Source organism: Microbacterium sp. NPDC064584 (assembly GCF_040687315.1).
GTDB lineage: Bacteria > Actinomycetota > Actinomycetes > Actinomycetales > Microbacteriaceae > Microbacterium > Microbacterium lacus.
Genome location: NZ_JBFBMZ010000007.1, coordinates 1 through 15,431 on the forward strand (window position 1 = coordinate 1; position 15,431 = coordinate 15,431).

Sequence of the window (15,431 nt, forward strand, 5' to 3'; positions counted from 1 at the left end):
CATCGAGCATTACAACGCTCATCGCCACCACACCGCCATCAACGGCACACCCCTCAGCCGAGTGTTACCAACGTGACTGCCGAGTACACCTAGAGCTGCGCGCCGTTGTCGTCGGGGTCGTCGATGCCGATGTGCCGCCCGCGCCAGGATTCGTACGCGATCAGCCAGCCGACCGAGATCGCCAGGGCCAAGACGATGCCGATCCACAGCTGTCCCCAGATCAGACCGAACAGCACGCCGCCGGCGAAGATCAGGATCGTGCCGATGAGCCACTGGATGCGGCCCTTCGGCCAGCCGGTGCGAGGTTCAGACATGGAATCAGCCTAGGGCGCGGCCTCGAGCTCAGCGGTTGCGGTGGTCCTCGGGGTGCAGGCGCGGAGCGCGCCGGGGCTCGCGGATGCCGCTCGCTTCGAGGTAGCGGATCACGCGCTGACGCTGACCCGCCCACGGGGCGAGCAGCTCCAGCATCCCGTCGTCGTCTACGCGAGAGCCGGTGAGGGCATAGCCCACTTCGTGTGCGAGGTGGAAGTCGCCGACGCTCACGGCGTCGGGATCTCCGAGCGCGCGGATGCGGGTCTCGGCCGAGGTCCACGCGCCGATGCCGCGCTGGCTGATCAGCACGCGGTCGCGGGCCTCGCCGTCGGTCGCCGCCATGAAGACACGGCCGATGGCCTCGCCGCGGCGGGCCGCCTCGACGATCGTGCGCGACTGCGGGGGCTCGAGACCGGCGCGGTGCCACGACCATGACGGGATGCGACGCCACCCCTCGATGTCCGGCGGGGCGTACATCGGCTTCGGCGTCGGCCCGGGGGCGCGCTCACCGTGCCAGGTGACCAGTCGGCGCCACGCGCCGAACGCCTGCATGCCGGTGACTTTCTGCTCGATGATCGCGCTCGCCAGGGAGTCGAAGAACAGGTCGGTGCGTCCGATGCGCACGCCCGGGTGGCGGTGATGCGCGTCGGCGATGAGCGGATGCCGCGTCGCGTCGAAGTCGCCGGGATCGTCGTCCCGCCCGCAGAGCGCAGGCAGCTGATCCAGCGCCCAGGACGCACCGGGGCCCCACGCGGCGCCGCGTATCACGCCGGGGGAGACCTCTCGGATCGCCAGGGTGGCGATGCCCTCCGGGGTCCTGCTGGCGCGCCAGATGACCTCGCCCGCGATCACCATGGTGGGGTCGCCGCCGCCGTGGCGCTGATAGACGACGGTGCGACGCACGTCGACCGGATGCCGCGGGCGGTACTCGGTCTCGAGCGGTCGATCGGCGGCGGTCCGCGCTGCCGGCCGGAGCTCCGCGATCGTCATGCGCTCACCCTACGCTCCGCCCACCGACACTCGGCGCTCGCGACCGCGCCCGCGCGGAATACGATGGCGCCAGGTGTTCAGTGAGCGGGCGGAGGAGCGGTGGTCGAGCTGGTCACGGTCGAGAACTTCGTGCGTGCGGAATCTGATCGCATGTTCGCGGCGATCGGCTCCGATACCGGTGGGATCAACGGGTGGAAGCACTATCGTGATCCGTCGCCGTTGGACCATCAGAACGTCATTCGACTGAACCGCGACACGCTGTACAGCGCGTCGATCGTGGACGCTCGCGAAGGGTTCACCCTCACGCTTCCGGACACCAGCGGCCGGTACATGTCGGCGATGATCATCAATCAGGATCACTACATCCCGGCGGTGTGGCACGGTGCCGGCGAGCATTCCCTCACCCGAGCGGAGGCGGGTAGCGATTACGTCCTCATCGGCATCCGCACCCTCGTCGATCCTGCCGACCCGGATGACGTCGCGACCGTCAATGCGCTGCAGGACCAGATCACCCTCCGCGCTTCGAGCGCCATCCCGTTCACGCGTGACGTGGTCGACGAGGCGACTCTCGACGAAACGCGAGCAGCGCTGCTGACCCTCGCGAAGGGTCTGCCGAACTACGCCGGAGCGTTCGGCGCCGAACGCGACGTGGACCCGATCCGTCACCTGATCGGCTCGGCCTCTGCCTGGGGTGGCCTGCCCGAGACCGAGGCATTCTACATCAACGTCGAGCCGGGGCTGCCGGTCGGCGACTATGAGCTCACCGTGGGAGACGTGCCGGTCGACGCGTTCTGGTCGATCTCGGTGTACGGCGCCACGGGGTACTTCGAACCGAACGATCGCGGCGTCTACAACCTCAGCAGCGTCACCGCCGCGCACAACCCCGACGGCACCACGACCATCCGGTTCGGCGCGGGTGACGCACCGAACACCATTCCCATCACGGACGGGTGGAACTACCTCATCAGGCTCTACCGGCCACGCCCCGAGGTGATCAACGGCACGTGGACCTTCCCCGCCATCGAGCGCCGGCCAGATAGTGGGGCCCCGCCCGACCGACTCGAGTCCGCGCAAGAAATCACGCGGATGGATCAGAGCGCCAGGTAGCTCTGTCCGTGGGGGCCTGTGAGGGCTACCGGTCGACCGTTGACCGCGAGTATTGCTCTCTCGCCGACTTCGGCGTCGACCTGGCTGCTGACGGTCGGGATCACGCCCGGTCCCTCGTTGCTGATCCAGGTCACGCTCGGAAACGACGACACGAGCTCCACGAACGTTTCGCGCTTGTCCAGCGGTAGGTAGTTGAGCACGGCGCTGTGGAAGACGACGACGTGTGCGCCGGTGGGTGCGTCGTTGATGAGCTCGGGAATCTTCTCGAGGAGGTCATCGTGCACGAGGTGCGACGGGTCGGCGGCGGCGATGGTTGCGGCGTCGTGAAGTCGTTGTCGGCGTTCGTCGTGTTCCGGCCAGACCAGGGTCTCCAGCCAGTTCAGTTGCTCCGGGTCTTGGGCGTCGATCGGGTTTAGGTCGACCCCGGCGCGCCAGGCGATGTTCGGCAGCCGCGACGGCACGCTTCCGCTGTCGATGGTGCAAGTGATGACGACGCGGCTTCGCCCGTCGTCCGGGTCGAGCTCGGTGATGGCGCCCTCATCGTCATAGCGGTAGCTGTACCGGTCCGGGTACAGCGCTAGTCCGGCGGAGGCGCCGGCCTCGATCAGAGCGAGATCGCCGTCGAGTCGACTCAGGATCGGGAGCAGCACCGCGCACCGGGCCGCTTCGTTGGTCTGTGTCGAACGCGTCTGGACAACTGCGGTGACGGTCGACCAGTTCGAAAGAAGCCAACTGCGAAACGGATCGTAGGGTCCTTCTGGTGCCCCGAGGTGGCGCGCTGCCGCGAAGACCAGATTCGGTTGGCGTTTGATGCCCGGGAGTTGGCCGATCAGATTCGTCACTTCTGGATCATCAGCAATGGCCTCTGCCCATCGGAAGTAGATCTCGGAGACTCCGCGAGCCTCAACATCGGCAAACCGTCGATACGCGGCCGCGACCTGCTCATCCACTCCGCCACGCTATCCCCACCTCAAGGGCCGATCAGCACCGCCGATGGGATGGACTCCGCGGGGGGAGCGGCGTAGTCAGGGGTTGTCAGAAGCAATTTGCGTTGAGCCATCGACAGCTTCGGCTGCTTGCCCTTCAGATGTCCTTTGGCGCGGGCGACGGCCATCCCTTCCTTGGTGCGCATGCTGATCAGGTCGCGTTCGAACTCGGCGACCATGGCGAGCACATTGACCAACAGCCTTCCGACGGGGGCGGTGGGGTCGTATCTGCTGCCGCCCAGGCTCATGGCGACGCCCTTCGGCGTCAATCCGTCGGCGATGTCCCGGCATCCCGACTGGATCGCCCTTGCGCAGCTCGAGAGCCGGCGAGGAAGGCGATAGCCAGGAGTCCGATCGCCAGGATCACCAGTCCGATGATCGCGACGCGTGACAGGAACACGCCGCCCGCATCGGGAACGAACGTGGCATTCGCGAGCGGCTGGTAGGCGAACCAACCGAAAGCAACGGGAGTCATCAGCCCGACGATCAGCACCACAGCACCCGCCACGGCCACGACCACCGCCGCCGTCCAGCCCACCACCGACTTCTTGCGTTCGTTCACGCGTCGACACTATCCAGGTGCCGAGCGTGGGGATCGGTCTACGGGCCCCGCGCGAGGATTTAGCGGGACGAGGCGCTGACCATACACGGCGCCTAAATCGTGGCCACAGTCGTCACTGCGTTGTCAACCACGGTGTTCGGTGGGAGGTTCGCTGGCTGCCACGACCCGACTGGCGCTTCTCTGCTTGATCTCCCGCCCGAGCTGGATGCCGCCTGCGATGACCGCGACGAAGCCGGCCGCAAAGAGTAGAACGCGAAGCCAGATTTCCGCTTCAGGCATGAAGAGCGCAGGCGCGGCGAAGATGAACGTCGCTCCCACGAAGTACCAGACGGCGATATTCGGCGTGTCTTTAGTGCTCTGCGACGAGTTCATCTTTTCCCTTCCGATCGAGGCGGACTTCCCTACGCTCACGTTCGCTCCAGACGTTCACAACTGGTGGTCTGAACTCGAGTGGCTTGATCGACGCACAGGGTCTGCAGTAGTTAATCCATCGCACCGTGGTTACGTGGTCGTCAGGTGAGTGGCGAGGAAGGTGGCCGCCTGGAGTGTCAAGCGCGGTTCTGCGTCGCGCAGGTACTTGGTTGCAGCCACGGTGTCCTGCGCCGCCGCGACGTCGAAGGGAATCACGTCGCGCGCCCAAGCGAGCGCGGGTGCGGGCGGTTGGCCACCGGTCGGAATCGTGCCACCGAAGAGGAGCTGGAGTCTCCTCCGCGGATCCTCTCGATCTCCGAATACTTTCGCTGCCCATGTGCTCTGCATGATCCACCTCCGTCCACCACGCTATGTATCGGCGGCCGGACCCGCCTCCACCTCGCGACGGATACCGTGCCCGCAAGTCGATCCCATCTGACACGCTTCCCGATGCGCAAGACGCCCGTCATCGCGAATCCGCATCGGGCGGGTCTTGCGGGAACTCAGACAGCTTGAGGATTGTCACGCCGGCGCTCGAGTCGCCCGTCGAGGTGCGTCGCACTGGCCCACGCTGAACCGAACGCAATCTCGCAGGCACGCCTCGTGCGTCAATCGCGCCCCGCCCGGCGCCAGCAGCGTGAACGCGATCTCGCGCCGCATAACCGCGCACCTGCCGCGCCGGACTCGCCAGCCCTACACCGGCTCGGTCGTGCGGATCAGGCCACGGTTGAGGCACGACCACGCGACCAGGAACCGTTCGTCGTGGAAGATCTCGAAGTTCAGCTCGTTGCCGCAGGTGGGACAGGTGCAAGGGGTCGCGGCATCCCTCCTCATGGTCGAAGCCTGAACTCGACCGGCCCACCGCGGCTCCGCCCTCAGCTCGGCAGCTGCTCCTGCGACCACCGCTTCATGTCGGCGGTGAAGGCGGCGTCGCGCAGCGGCGCGGGTCGTCGCGCGGTGAAGACGAGTCGCAGGCCCTGCGGACTGACCACGGTCAGGTCACGCGTGTTCCACGGGGTGTCGGCCGGTCCCTCCACGACCGTGCGGTCGAACGACTGCGCGCGGGCCGCGAGGTCGTCGAGCTCGCTATAGGTGGCGGCGAGCGACAGCTGGACGCCGGTACCGACGTCCGCAGCCGCTCCCTGCCGCAGCAGGATGTCCTGATACCGCCAACGCCGCAGGTGGATGAGCACGGGCTGGTCGCCCGGGGGCATGGCGAACAGCTCGATGAAGTCGAGCGCCTCGACGAACCATCGCGCCGCGGCACGGACGTCGTCGACCTCGAGAGAGATGAAGGCCGGCATGCCGTAGATATCGCGAGTGATGCCGGTCTGAAGTTCGGTCGTGTCTGTCATACCGACGAGTGTGGGCGTTGACGCAACGTCAAAGTCAAGCCCCGCGGTCGCAGTGCCCGGCAGTACGAGGATCGCCCCTAGCGCTAGAAGTCGAGATCGGTGATGCCGACTAGAGCGACGGCGATGCCTATCTGACTGGCAGCCCCCTCAAGAACGGGCTTCCCGCTGCGGGATCGGCTATCGGCCAGAGGGATCCGGTTGGACGGCGCCTCTTACAATCCAGGGTGTGGACCAACCTTGCGAGTCGCTGGCAAACCTTCCCGATCCTTCAGCCCATGGGTTTCTGGAGTTCAGGTACTTCGCGCATGAGTACCACCTGATGGCCGAGGCCGACAAATGGGCGCTTGTCCGAGTGGCTGACGCGCGCCGCTTGGCTTGGCTTAGCCGCACCGAGTCCGGATGGGTCGTCGTTCCACCCGAGGGAGACGGCCAATGGAACGACAAGACACACCGCGACGCGCTCGAGGCCTTCTTGGACGACAACGACGAGTGGGAATTCATCGCCGAGCCCGAGCGATGAAGGACCCTCTTCCGGCACGCTAGGCAGCGACCGGACCGCAAGGGCCGAGGCGCTAACGGTTTCGAGGTAAGTGCCCGAGGAGTGCCTCCCCGAAGTGGGGTAGCCAATCAACGGTTGAGTTGGTCGACTTCAGCGATCTTGTCAAGGCGGTCGAGAAGGAGGTCGCCGGCGGAAGCGATGGTGCCGACCGCGAACTGAGTAATGACGATTCCGATGATCACGAAGGCCACGGTCGCCGGCCATGCGTATCGTCGCGTGACGGTGAGCACGATGGCTACGATCGCGCTGAGGATGGCGATCGTCTGTCCCGCCACGGTCGCGAATGCCATCCGAAGGGCACCGTCCACAGTCAGAGCGCCATAACTGTTCAACGCGACCTTCAGCAAGAACGGCAGCACAAAGACTCCCACGACGAGAACTGCACCGCGGCTGATGCGGCGAGGTCTGCTCACCGTCGGAGCCTGATCGAGGTCGGTCGGCACTGTCATGGTTGCGACCCTATCCGGCGAGGTGTGCGAGGGGACCGTCCATCAGAGGGCGGATGCAACTCAGGATTGGTGACGGAGAGTTGGGCGCGTAGATCGTCTTTCGCTTTTTGGTAGCGGCTGCGCGCTGTGGAGGCGGGGATCCCGGTGACCTGGGCCGCTTGGGCGATGGTGAGCCTGTCCCAGTGGACGAGTCTGATCAGCTCCGCAATATCTGGGTCGAGGCGGGCGACGGCATCTCTGACGTCGAGGCCGGCATCGGAGGCCGGCGCAGTGCTCTCGGGGTGAAGCATGAGTCGTAGCCGATCTGCTAGTCGCCAGCGGCGCCGTTCGGCGCGGTCAGCGTTGGCGAGGACGTTTCGTGCGACGCCGAACAGCCACATGCGCGCCTCTGTCGTGTCCTCTGGCACGTCTGCTGCTTTCCGCCAGGCTGTCAGCATGGTTTCGGCGACTAGATCGGCGGCGTCGTTGGTTCCGACTCTTCGTTCGAAGTAGGCGAGGATGTCGACGGCGTTGAAGGAGATGACGTTGGTCAGATGGGCGGCGAGGTCCTTATCTGTGCGCGTCACCACTGCATCCCCGGGCAGATGGCGTCGCTTTGCCAGGAGAAGTCGTCCGGATCTACGTCGTACCCGTTGCGCTGCAGCTCGGCAGCGACGGCCGTGGTGACGGCCGCCGGCACCGCCGAGACGTACTCCACGTCGGGGCTGGGATAGTTCTCGGTCCCGTACCCGATCTGGACGTCTTTGCCATTGAGGCGCGCGACCGACGGTGGGGCCATGCGCTGCTTTTGGATCTCCGCATCGACGTCGAGGATGGCAGCGATGTCCACGCTGCGCAGGTAGGCCGCTGTCTCTTCGCTGATCGCGGGGGTTGGTCCCTGCAGGTTCCCGATGACCTGGAACTCACAGTTCATGCCGCTGGGCAGCGTGACACTGAACGAGTCCGGCGATTCCTGCTGCCACCACGGCAACAGTCCCCCGGTGCTCGCCGCGGCCGCGCCTGCCCCACCCAGCAGCACCACGGCCGCGACACCGATCGCCCCAGCACGGGTGAAGCCCCGCCCCGCCCGCGCTGGGCGGTGATCAGTTTGAGCGGCCACGCTCATCCGAGCCAGCTCATCTTCGATCGCGTCAGTCACCAGGGTCGTTGCCGGGCCCGCGTCATCCAGCAGACCGTCAAGCGGATCGTGTGGTGTGTTGCTGCGTTCCGTCATTGCCCCGAATCCTTCCACCGAACACCTTCACTCTGTACATGTCCGGCACAGCGCAGAACGTCCACGCGAGCAAACACCGATTGGTGATTTGGGTGTCCCCTCCGCACGCATGTGGTGGAGCCCGAAAATGCAGGCCGTCAGCCGGTCGACCAGCGTGACGGTTCTCGTCGCGCAAGTGGATCCCCTTGTGGGCCGGCGGAGTCGGCACGGCGAGCCCATCGCTAGATTCGTCTACCCGCCGGCCGCCTCGGCCTCGACACGGTGGTTGTGCACGGGGAAAACGGCTGCGCCTGGTGCGAACGCGGCTACAACAAGGGCGCCCGACCAGATGCCTACGACGGGAGCGAGCAGCGTCACGCCGAGCGCAACCAGAACGGCCGCAACCACCCTGAGGACGACGCTGACGCGCGGTGTTTGTTCCGGGCGCGTCCAATACGGCACCAGAACCCCCGCGTTCGCCCGGGACACAACGGTTGCGGAGCCAAAGAAGAGGGCCGAGCCCAGGATCAGGCAGATCCAGCCCAGTTGAAGCACCATGCCTCTTATGTGAACACCACAGACGGCTCCAGTCAAACCTTTGCAGCACGCCGGCTTTCTTGCGCGCATTGTCTGCCGTTGGATCAGACGACAACCCATCGGTCGGCGATCTTCGGGTGATCGGTTACCGGGTGCGGATCCGTGACCGCGCAACGCGTGTCTCACTTTCGTCAAGAGGTGCACGATGCTCTCTGATTCGTCGAGGGCGGCGGGTACGGTCGGTCCATGGACGGAAGCCGCCTGAGCTACGCAGCGCTGCTCACGCTGATACTCCTCTTGGCGGCGATCGCTCTGACATACACGATGGTGGTCAGCGGTCTGAATGTCGCAGGATGTGGAGACCGATGCGACTACCCGTCGATCACGCGCGCCATGAACGGGTTCCTGGTCGCCGCAGGTCTTTCACTCACCATCGCTGTTGCTGGCAGCTATCTGCTCCGCGAAGGGGTGGTGGGTTCTCATCGCACCCGTTGCCGGGGCTCTTGTTCTGGTCCTGGCATTCTGGGTCACCTCCACAATCGCGCGCACCGCGACGCAGCTGTAGGGCCGATCGCGTTCCGTGCGCGGATCCCATCTGAGACGACATCTGTCGCATTGATCGACCGGCTTGCGGTCAGTCAGGCAATAGGAGCGGCATTGCTTCACAACATTCCTCGACACGTGTACGGGCTGTTCTACTCGGAGTCACGTCCGTGTTAGCGTCCCCCGTTCAGGTCGGGAGCGTTGCAAGGAGGATGTCTTGGACATCGCATTCACGGTTGATGCCGCCTACTTCGAGCACGCCGCCGTCGCGATCGAGTCGATCCTGCAGTTCGAATACGCGAAACCCGTGACGTTTTGGATGGTCCTTGCGGACGATGTGCGCGACGGGGCCAGAGAACGTCTGGTGACTCTGGTCGGCTCGCGGGCCGCGGTGCGGTACGTGACTCCCGCGGTCGTCGCTGGCTACGGGAGTTCGACTGATCCGTACACCCAGCATGTGTCCGACGCGATGTATCTGCGGTTGCAGCTCGTCGATCTACTCCCCACAACAGTGCGCCGGGTGCTGTATCTCGATGCCGACATCCTCTGCGTGAGTCCGGGACTCGACTCCCTATTCGACTTCGACCTCGACGGGAAGACCATCGGCGCGGTCCGCGACGCATTCACCCGCAGGATGAATGACCACGGAGGCCTTCCAAGGCTGAACGACCTGGCACATATCAACCCGCAGGGCCTCTACTTCAACTCCGGAGTGCTCCTTATCGACACCCTTGCATGGCGGGAGCGGGACGTACGTGCCCGCGCCGAGAGTTACCTGGAGGACTCGGCGTCGGTACTCAGATTTCCGGACCAGGACGCATTGAATGCCGTCTGCCACAGGGATTGGTACCGGCTCGACAAGCGTTGGAATCACATGATGGCTTGGCGACTGGAGGCCGAGCGCGACGGCATTCTTTCAGACGCCGTCATCGTCCATTCAGCTGGCCCGCTCAAGCACTGGCAGGCGGACTTTCCCCCGGGCCGGCGGCGTGACCTCTACTCCGCCCTCGCTAGCAAAGTCAGGGCGATACCTGAACGGCTCCCCACGACGAGGCGCAGCCCTCGTCTGCTGATCGGCGCGGAGTCCATTTCAAACACGGGGCGATGACCGGCCGCACCCAGGGCCTCATCGTCGCTGCCGGCGGGTCAGCACTCTACGTCGTGATCTTCGCCGCCATCATGGTGCTGCTTCGCGATCCCACCGCCACCGCCGCACTCAATCGCGTTCGAAAGCGCAAACAGTGATCACATGAATCCGCACTGAGGGATCCCATCTGAGACGACATCTGTCGCGGTGGTCGACCGGCTTGCGCATACTGCCGTTCGCGATACCGATCGACGCGGGAGCTGGAAGCGCGGTGGGACTCGATCAACCGATGCGAATCTCGGTGGAGTGATCGGTCGCGCGCCAGGGTACGGGGAACGGAGTGAGCAGAGCGCCGTTCGGGTAGTCAGGTGCCACGGCTTCTTGATAGGTGTATGCCTCATCCTCGTCATCAAAGACGCCGAGGATGACGTTGTCGGGTGAACTGTCGTGGTAGACGATCCATACCTGTTTCACATCGGTACGGTACATCGATGCCCGATCGCCAAGACCGCGCTAAGCCACCGGTAATCGGGCAGTGCGCTACCGCTCCGGCTAACTCTTGCGAAGGAGCATCACGACTCCGACCACGAACAAGATCGCGCCCGCGCCCATGAGTACTGGAAGGTAGACACCGGCCGGCAGGTTGAGCCGCCCGATCTTCTCGTCCGCATCATTCAGCAACACCGTGGGGATCGACAACGTCACGATCAGCGCGCCGATGACAACCAAGAGAATGCCTTGGCGCCGCCTCGGATCTCCCGTCAAGGCAGCCATCCCGAAGAACTGGGCACATCAGGGTGTCGAGACATTGATGTCAACCTACACATCCGCTCTGGTCCTGGCCTCGGACCGCTCAATAGCCGCCGCCAGCGAACCGTGCTCCGCTCACGTCCTGAGAAGGATCCCTATTCGGGCGGGGCTCATTGAGGGGACGCACCCGTGCAGCCGCGATCCTCAAGCCTGCTTCGGGTGGATGCGACGATAGCGCGATGAGCGGCAATGCTTCACTCGACGGTGGCCGCGTGCTGGTTAGTCTGAGGCGGGAGTCAGGAGTGTACGAGCAACATGAGCGAAGCTACGACTGTGCCGGACAGCAGGGTTGGACATGCGGTCTGGCTCACCGTGCTCCTCGGTGGAGCGACCGTGCTTTCGGCGGCGACGATGTACTTGCTTCCTCTGGCGTGTTCTAGTTCTTGCGATGCAGATCTCGCCGCGTCTGCAATTCAGGTGTTCTACTGGGCCGCGGCGCTTGTTTTGGTGAGCGTGATGATCGGTGTCTTTCTCCTCCGACACCGGGGTTGGTGGGTCATCGCGGCTCCCGTCGCCGGCATGGGAGCACTGGGAGTCGCCTTTGTGATCGCATACTCGCTGGCAACACTGCCGGTCGTCACTTAGCGGACCGTATGCCGGTCGTCTTGCGGTCGCCTATTCAACGGTTCCGTGCTCACCGTCGATGACGTGGTGACCACGGGCAACGGTTACAAGCGGAGATGTCCGTAGACGCGGCACGAGACACTGCCCGATCACCGCCCGTCAACTGCAGCAGCATCCCGGCGGGCGGCGATCGGGATGAGAGCGCGCCGCCGACCTTAGAAGCGGTCGGGCGAGGGCGTGCCGTGTCCGTAGCGGATCGACACGTCGGCGTGACGGTCGAAGCGGTAGCCGACGCCGCGGACGGTGCGCACGATGTCCTCGTAGCGTCCGAGCTTCGCGCGCAGGCGGCGCACGTGGACGTCGATCGTGCGCTCGCCGGGCGACTCCTCTTCGCTCGCGTTCTGCCACAGCGAGCCGACGAGCTCGGTGCGCTCGATCGTGCGCCCCTCGCGGAGCACGAGGTACTGCAGCAGCTCGAACTCCTTGAAGGTGAACGCGGCGGACTCACCGTCGATCAGCACGCGCTTGCGTGAGATGTCCACGACGACGCCACCGGGCGCGCGGTCCTCGTCTTCGGGCTCGTCCGCCTTCGTGCGGGCGATCGCAGAGGGCTCGTGGAGGGCGAGGCGGACGACGTCGACGTCGCGGCCGCCCGAGCCGACCGGCGCGAGCGCGACCGTCGCGTACGTCTCAGCCTCGGGCGCGAGATCGGCGAGCGTGCGGCGGAGGGCGTCGACGAGGACGCCGAGGCTCACTCCGGATGCCGCGGCCTTGGCCTCGTCGATGCCGACGTACAGGGCGAAGCCGCGGGGTGCGGTGCCGGCCGGGAGGGCGCGGGCCTCGGCGGCGGGCGTGGCAGCCGGAACGGGCGGTGCGGCCGGAGCCGCCGGAGCAGACGGGACCGCGCGCAGGTGACGCGGGGCGGCGGGACGTTCGAGAAGGGCGGTGTTCGACATGAGGTGTCCTTGCGGAGAGAACCCGGTCGCGGGTTCGGTGTGTGCTGCGATGCGGCCTCAGGAGCGGGCCGGTGATTCGGCATCCGCATCCGCGTGATCGACGCGGAGTTCGGATGCTCGAGGGATCCGTGCAGCGTTACAGAAGCTGCGCGCGGATCGAGCGGATCGCTGTGTTCAGCGACGGCTTCGTGTCAGCGACACATTCGACAACACATGACGACGCGGCCGGCCATCATCATGCCGGCAGTCCCGTTCGCCTCCAGGGCGGACAGAGAGCGTGCGTTGTCAGTCATGTCGCGATTATGACGGATTGCGTCGAAAATCGTCAAATCGCGCGGATGCCGCAGCCTCGACGTGACGGAATGTTACAGATTGCTCAGTCGCAGCTCGCGCCCGCGCCGACCTTCCCGACACCCACCACGGAGCGCATTTGTTGCCACTTCCAGCAAAAGGCTTGCGCTCCGCGTCGAGATGCGCTTACCATCGCCATCGAAGCGCTTCGCGGAAGCGCTTCGATCTTCCGGACCGCGGGCGTCCGGACCACGACGACGGAGCGGACATGGTCAAGATCAACGAGGTGGCACAGGCCGCCGGCGTCTCGATCAGCACGGTGTCGTACGCGCTGAGTGGCAAGCGCCCGATCTCGCCGGACACCCGTCGCCGCATCGAGAAGGCCGTGCACGAGCTCGGCTACAGCCCGAACGCGGGGGCGCGGATGCTGGCCGGCAGCCGGACGCAGATCTTCGCGCTGACCGAACCGCTGCGCAAAGACACCCACGCGCCGACGCACATGGCGTTCGTCCTCGCGACGGCGGTTGCGGCCCGACGCAACGACTACGACATCCTCCTGCTGACGGACGAGGATGCGACGGCCGGTATGAGCCGCGTCGCCTCGAACGGACTCGTCGATGCGATCCTGGTGCTCGATGTCGCCCCGGATGACGAGCGCGTGAAGCTCGCTCGGGCGATCTCCACGCCCACGATCTTCATCGGCATCCCGAACGACAACGCCGGACTCGTCTGCGTCGACCTCGACTTCGCGGCGGCCGCAGAGCTCGCCGTCGATCGGCTCGCGGATGCCGGCCACCGCGCGATCGGCCTCGTCGGCCAACCCGAGGTCAGCTACGAGATGTCGAACTTCCCGCCGCGCGTCCTGGCCGCATTCGAGAAGCGTGCCGGTGAGCGCGACATCCAGTCCGGATTCGGGGCCACCGGCTCCAAACACACGAGCAGGACGGCAACGCGCCGCACCGTCGCACGACTTCTCGATGAGGGCGCGACCGCCCTCGTGCTGCACTGCACCGAGGAGGCGCACGTCGTCGTGCTCGGCGAGCTCGCCGAGCGGGGGCTGCGCGTCCCCGAGGACGTCTCGCTCATCTCGGTGGGGGCGTCCTTCGACACGGCCGCGCTGCGGACGCCCGTCGACATGATCCCGCTCGTGCCGCAGACCTCGTGCGACCTGGCCGTGGACCTCGCGCTGCAGAGCCTCGGCGAGGATCGGCCCGAACCGGGACTGCGCCTGATCGACCCCGTCTACGCCGCACACGGCTCCCTCGCCGCCCCGCCGGGGGGCTCCGCCGACTGAGCGTCCGCCGCCCCTCGTTTTCCGTTCGCCGGTCATCGAAGCGCTTCGACAACTTCACCTCCCACCCGCACCGCACATGAGACCACCGCAGGTCCAGAAAGGAATGCCACTGATGGCACGTATCACCCGCACCACGAAGAGGGGGCTCGTCCTCCTCAGCGCACTGACCGTCACCGGTCTCGCGCTCGCCGGCTGCTCCGGCGGCGCAGGCTCCGCAGAGGAGTCCGGCGACACCCTGAAGCTCTGGCACTACGAAAGCGCCGACAGCGCGATGGGCAAGGCCTGGAACGAGGCCATCAAGGTCTTCGAGGAGGAGACCGGCGCCACGGTCGAGTTCGAGGAGAAGTCCTTCGAGCAGATCCAGAAGACCGCGAGCCAGGTGCTGGACACCGACGCCGCTCCCGATCTGATGGAGTTCAACAAGGGCAACGCGACGGCAGGCTTCCTCGCGAGCACGGGCCTGATCACCGACATCTCCGACGCGGTGGACGAGTACGGCTGGGCCGACAAGCTCGCCCCGTCGCTGCAGACGACGGCGAAGTACAGCGAAGACGGCGTCATGGGCGGTGACGCCTGGTACGGCATCCCGAACTACGGCGAGTTCGTCGGCGTCTACTACAACCAGGACGCCTTCGAAGCTGCGGGTCTCGAGATCCCCACGACCTACGACGAGTTCGTCTCGGTGCTGGACGCGTTCGTCGCGCAGGGCATCACTCCGCTCGCCGAAGCCGGCGCCGAGTACCCGCTCGGACAGCTCTGGTACCAGCTCGCCCTGAGCAACGGCGACCGCCAGTTCGTGAACGACTACCAGCTGTACGAGAACCCCGTCGACTGGCAGGGCGACACCCTGACGACGGCGACCACGACGCTGAAGGAGTACGTCGACAAGGGCTACATCGCCTCCGATGTCTCCTCGATCAAGGCGGAGGACGCCGGCGTCGCCTTCATCAACGGCACCGCCCCGATCTTCGTCTCCGGCTCGTGGTGGTACGGCCGCTTCGTGAACGAGGCGACCGGCTTCGACTGGACCATGACCGCGTTCCCGGGTGCCGACCTGTCGCTCGGCTCGTCGGGCAACCTCTGGGTCGTGCCTGAGAACGCGGCGAACAAGGAACTGGCGTACCAGTTCATCGACATCACGATGCGCCCCGAGATCCAGGCGATCATCGGCAACAACGGCGGTGTCCCGGTCGCGGCCGACCCCGCCGACATCACCGACGAGAAGAGCGCCGAGCTCATCTCGACGTTCAACGGGATCCTCGACCAGGACGGACTGTCGTTCTACCCCGACTGGCCGGCGCCCGGCTTCTACGACGTGATCGTGCAGGAGCTGCAGGGCCTCGTCACCGGTGTGCAGGACGTGAAGACCACGAACGCCAACCTCGGCGAGCAGTACGACGAAGGAACCGCCGAGTTCCGTTGATCC

General features: G+C 65.8%; 23 protein-coding genes and 1 pseudogene. 8 read left to right on the top strand and 16 right to left on the bottom strand.

The features are described from left to right. Nucleotides 1–89: 89 nt before the first annotated feature. Complete coding sequence (locus tag AB0P18_RS10870) at nt 90–314, bottom strand: hypothetical protein (protein WP_344055582.1); 225 nt, start codon at nt 312–314, stop codon at nt 90–92. A gap of 28 nt (nt 315–342) precedes the next feature. Beyond that, nucleotides 343–1,302, bottom strand: coding sequence for a DNA-3-methyladenine glycosylase 2 family protein (locus AB0P18_RS10875; protein ID WP_363360024.1), 960 nt, complete (start codon nt 1,300–1,302; stop codon nt 343–345). 99 nt (nt 1,303–1,401) lie between these two features. Here AB0P18_RS10875 and AB0P18_RS10880 point away from each other — a divergent pair, with 99 nt between their 5' ends. Further along, entirely contained in the window at nt 1,402–2,409 is a 1,008-nt protein-coding gene (locus tag AB0P18_RS10880) for a DUF1214 domain-containing protein (protein WP_363360025.1), read from the top strand. Here the strand turns inward: AB0P18_RS10880 and AB0P18_RS10885 are convergent. The 7 genes and pseudogenes from AB0P18_RS10885 to AB0P18_RS10915 all read right to left on the bottom strand — a co-directional run bounded on the left by AB0P18_RS10885 (nt 2,394) and on the right by AB0P18_RS10915 (nt 5,723). Continuing rightward, nucleotides 2,394–3,359 carry a DUF2332 domain-containing protein gene (locus AB0P18_RS10885; protein ID WP_363360027.1) on the bottom strand — a complete coding sequence of 322 codons (966 nt, stop codon included), beginning with the start codon at nt 3,357–3,359 and terminating at the stop codon, nt 2,394–2,396. The genes AB0P18_RS10880 and AB0P18_RS10885 overlap by 16 nt on opposite strands. Nucleotides 3,360–3,442: 83 nt before the next feature. Beyond that, nucleotides 3,443–3,682, bottom strand: a pseudogene (locus tag AB0P18_RS10890) (recombinase family protein); the annotation flags it as partial. Next, a complete protein-coding gene (locus tag AB0P18_RS10895) occupies nt 3,661–3,957 on the bottom strand; it encodes a hypothetical protein (RefSeq protein ID WP_363360028.1) in 297 nt (98 codons plus the stop codon). The pseudogene AB0P18_RS10890 and the gene AB0P18_RS10895, both read right to left, overlap by 22 nt. Before the next feature lie 123 nt (nt 3,958–4,080). Then, a complete protein-coding gene (locus AB0P18_RS10900; RefSeq protein WP_363360029.1) occupies nt 4,081–4,329 on the bottom strand; it encodes a hypothetical protein in 249 nt (82 codons plus the stop codon). A gap of 129 nt (nt 4,330–4,458) precedes the next feature. Continuing rightward, a complete protein-coding gene (locus tag AB0P18_RS10905; RefSeq protein WP_363360030.1) occupies nt 4,459–4,584 on the bottom strand; it encodes a hypothetical protein in 126 nt (41 codons plus the stop codon). Nucleotides 4,585–5,061: 477 nt separating this feature from the next. Continuing rightward, the gene (locus AB0P18_RS10910; protein WP_363360031.1) at nt 5,062–5,202 is read right to left on the bottom strand and encodes a hypothetical protein; all 141 of its coding nucleotides are present in this window, start codon (nt 5,200–5,202) and stop codon (nt 5,062–5,064) included. 41 nt (nt 5,203–5,243) lie between these two features. Next, the gene (locus tag AB0P18_RS10915) at nt 5,244–5,723 is read right to left on the bottom strand and encodes a VOC family protein (protein ID WP_363360032.1); all 480 of its coding nucleotides are present in this window, start codon (nt 5,721–5,723) and stop codon (nt 5,244–5,246) included. A 226-nt stretch (nt 5,724–5,949) separates the two neighbouring features. Between AB0P18_RS10915 and AB0P18_RS10920 the strand changes: the two genes are divergently transcribed. Next, nucleotides 5,950–6,243: a hypothetical protein gene (locus tag AB0P18_RS10920; protein ID WP_363360033.1), complete on the top strand. Its 294-nt coding sequence runs from the start codon at nt 5,950–5,952 to the stop codon at nt 6,241–6,243. Nucleotides 6,244–6,350: 107 nt separating this feature from the next. Here the strand turns inward: AB0P18_RS10920 and AB0P18_RS10925 are convergent, their stop codons facing one another. From AB0P18_RS10925 to AB0P18_RS10940, 4 genes are all read right to left on the bottom strand, one after another. Further along, nucleotides 6,351–6,731, bottom strand: coding sequence for a hypothetical protein (locus AB0P18_RS10925; protein WP_363360034.1), 381 nt, complete (start codon nt 6,729–6,731; stop codon nt 6,351–6,353). Next, nucleotides 6,728–7,297, bottom strand: a complete 570-nt coding sequence (locus AB0P18_RS10930; RefSeq protein ID WP_363360035.1) for an RNA polymerase sigma factor — start codon at nt 7,295–7,297, stop codon at nt 6,728–6,730. Before AB0P18_RS10930 ends, AB0P18_RS10925 begins: the two co-directional genes overlap by 4 nt. Then, nucleotides 7,294–7,944, bottom strand: a complete 651-nt coding sequence (locus AB0P18_RS10935; RefSeq protein ID WP_363360036.1) for a hypothetical protein — start codon at nt 7,942–7,944, stop codon at nt 7,294–7,296. The genes AB0P18_RS10930 and AB0P18_RS10935 overlap by 4 nt, the downstream gene beginning before the upstream one ends. A 231-nt stretch (nt 7,945–8,175) precedes the next feature. Continuing rightward, nucleotides 8,176–8,481: a hypothetical protein gene (locus AB0P18_RS10940; protein WP_363360037.1), complete on the bottom strand. Its 306-nt coding sequence runs from the start codon at nt 8,479–8,481 to the stop codon at nt 8,176–8,178. A 225-nt stretch (nt 8,482–8,706) separates the two neighbouring features. Between AB0P18_RS10940 and AB0P18_RS10945 the strand changes: the two genes are divergently transcribed. Genes AB0P18_RS10945 through AB0P18_RS10955 form a run of 3 tightly spaced genes read left to right on the top strand, consistent with a single transcriptional unit; the run spans nt 8,707 to nt 10,248 of the window. Next, nucleotides 8,707–9,180 carry a hypothetical protein gene (locus tag AB0P18_RS10945; protein ID WP_363360038.1) on the top strand — a complete coding sequence of 158 codons (474 nt, stop codon included), beginning with the start codon at nt 8,707–8,709 and terminating at the stop codon, nt 9,178–9,180. Nucleotides 9,181–9,220: 40 nt separating this feature from the next. Further along, a complete protein-coding gene (locus AB0P18_RS10950; RefSeq protein ID WP_363360040.1) occupies nt 9,221–10,111 on the top strand; it encodes a glycosyltransferase family 8 protein in 891 nt (296 codons plus the stop codon). Continuing rightward, a complete protein-coding gene (locus tag AB0P18_RS10955) occupies nt 10,108–10,248 on the top strand; it encodes a hypothetical protein (RefSeq protein ID WP_363360041.1) in 141 nt (46 codons plus the stop codon). The genes AB0P18_RS10950 and AB0P18_RS10955 overlap by 4 nt, the downstream gene beginning before the upstream one ends. 124 nt (nt 10,249–10,372) lie before the next feature. Here the strand turns inward: AB0P18_RS10955 and AB0P18_RS10960 are convergent, their stop codons facing one another. After that, nucleotides 10,373–10,579 carry a hypothetical protein gene (locus AB0P18_RS10960; RefSeq protein ID WP_363360042.1) on the bottom strand — a complete coding sequence of 69 codons (207 nt, stop codon included), beginning with the start codon at nt 10,577–10,579 and terminating at the stop codon, nt 10,373–10,375. A 63-nt stretch (nt 10,580–10,642) separates the two neighbouring features. Beyond that, a complete protein-coding gene (locus AB0P18_RS10965; RefSeq protein ID WP_363360043.1) occupies nt 10,643–10,864 on the bottom strand; it encodes a hypothetical protein in 222 nt (73 codons plus the stop codon). Between the two features lie 291 nt (nt 10,865–11,155). Between AB0P18_RS10965 and AB0P18_RS10970 the strand changes: the two genes are divergently transcribed. Then, nucleotides 11,156–11,485, top strand: coding sequence for a hypothetical protein (locus AB0P18_RS10970; RefSeq protein WP_363360044.1), 330 nt, complete (start codon nt 11,156–11,158; stop codon nt 11,483–11,485). 194 nt (nt 11,486–11,679) lie between these two features. Here the strand turns inward: AB0P18_RS10970 and AB0P18_RS10975 are convergent, their stop codons facing one another. Next, nucleotides 11,680–12,420 carry a winged helix-turn-helix domain-containing protein gene (locus tag AB0P18_RS10975; protein ID WP_363360045.1) on the bottom strand — a complete coding sequence of 247 codons (741 nt, stop codon included), beginning with the start codon at nt 12,418–12,420 and terminating at the stop codon, nt 11,680–11,682. Between the two features lie 559 nt (nt 12,421–12,979). Here AB0P18_RS10975 and AB0P18_RS10980 point away from each other — a divergent pair. Continuing rightward, entirely contained in the window at nt 12,980–14,005 is a 1,026-nt protein-coding gene (locus AB0P18_RS10980; RefSeq protein ID WP_363360046.1) for a LacI family DNA-binding transcriptional regulator, read from the top strand. Between the two features lie 112 nt (nt 14,006–14,117). Beyond that, nucleotides 14,118–15,428 carry an extracellular solute-binding protein gene (locus AB0P18_RS10985; protein ID WP_344055559.1) on the top strand — a complete coding sequence of 437 codons (1,311 nt, stop codon included), beginning with the start codon at nt 14,118–14,120 and terminating at the stop codon, nt 15,426–15,428. Nucleotides 15,429–15,431 lie beyond the last annotated feature (3 nt).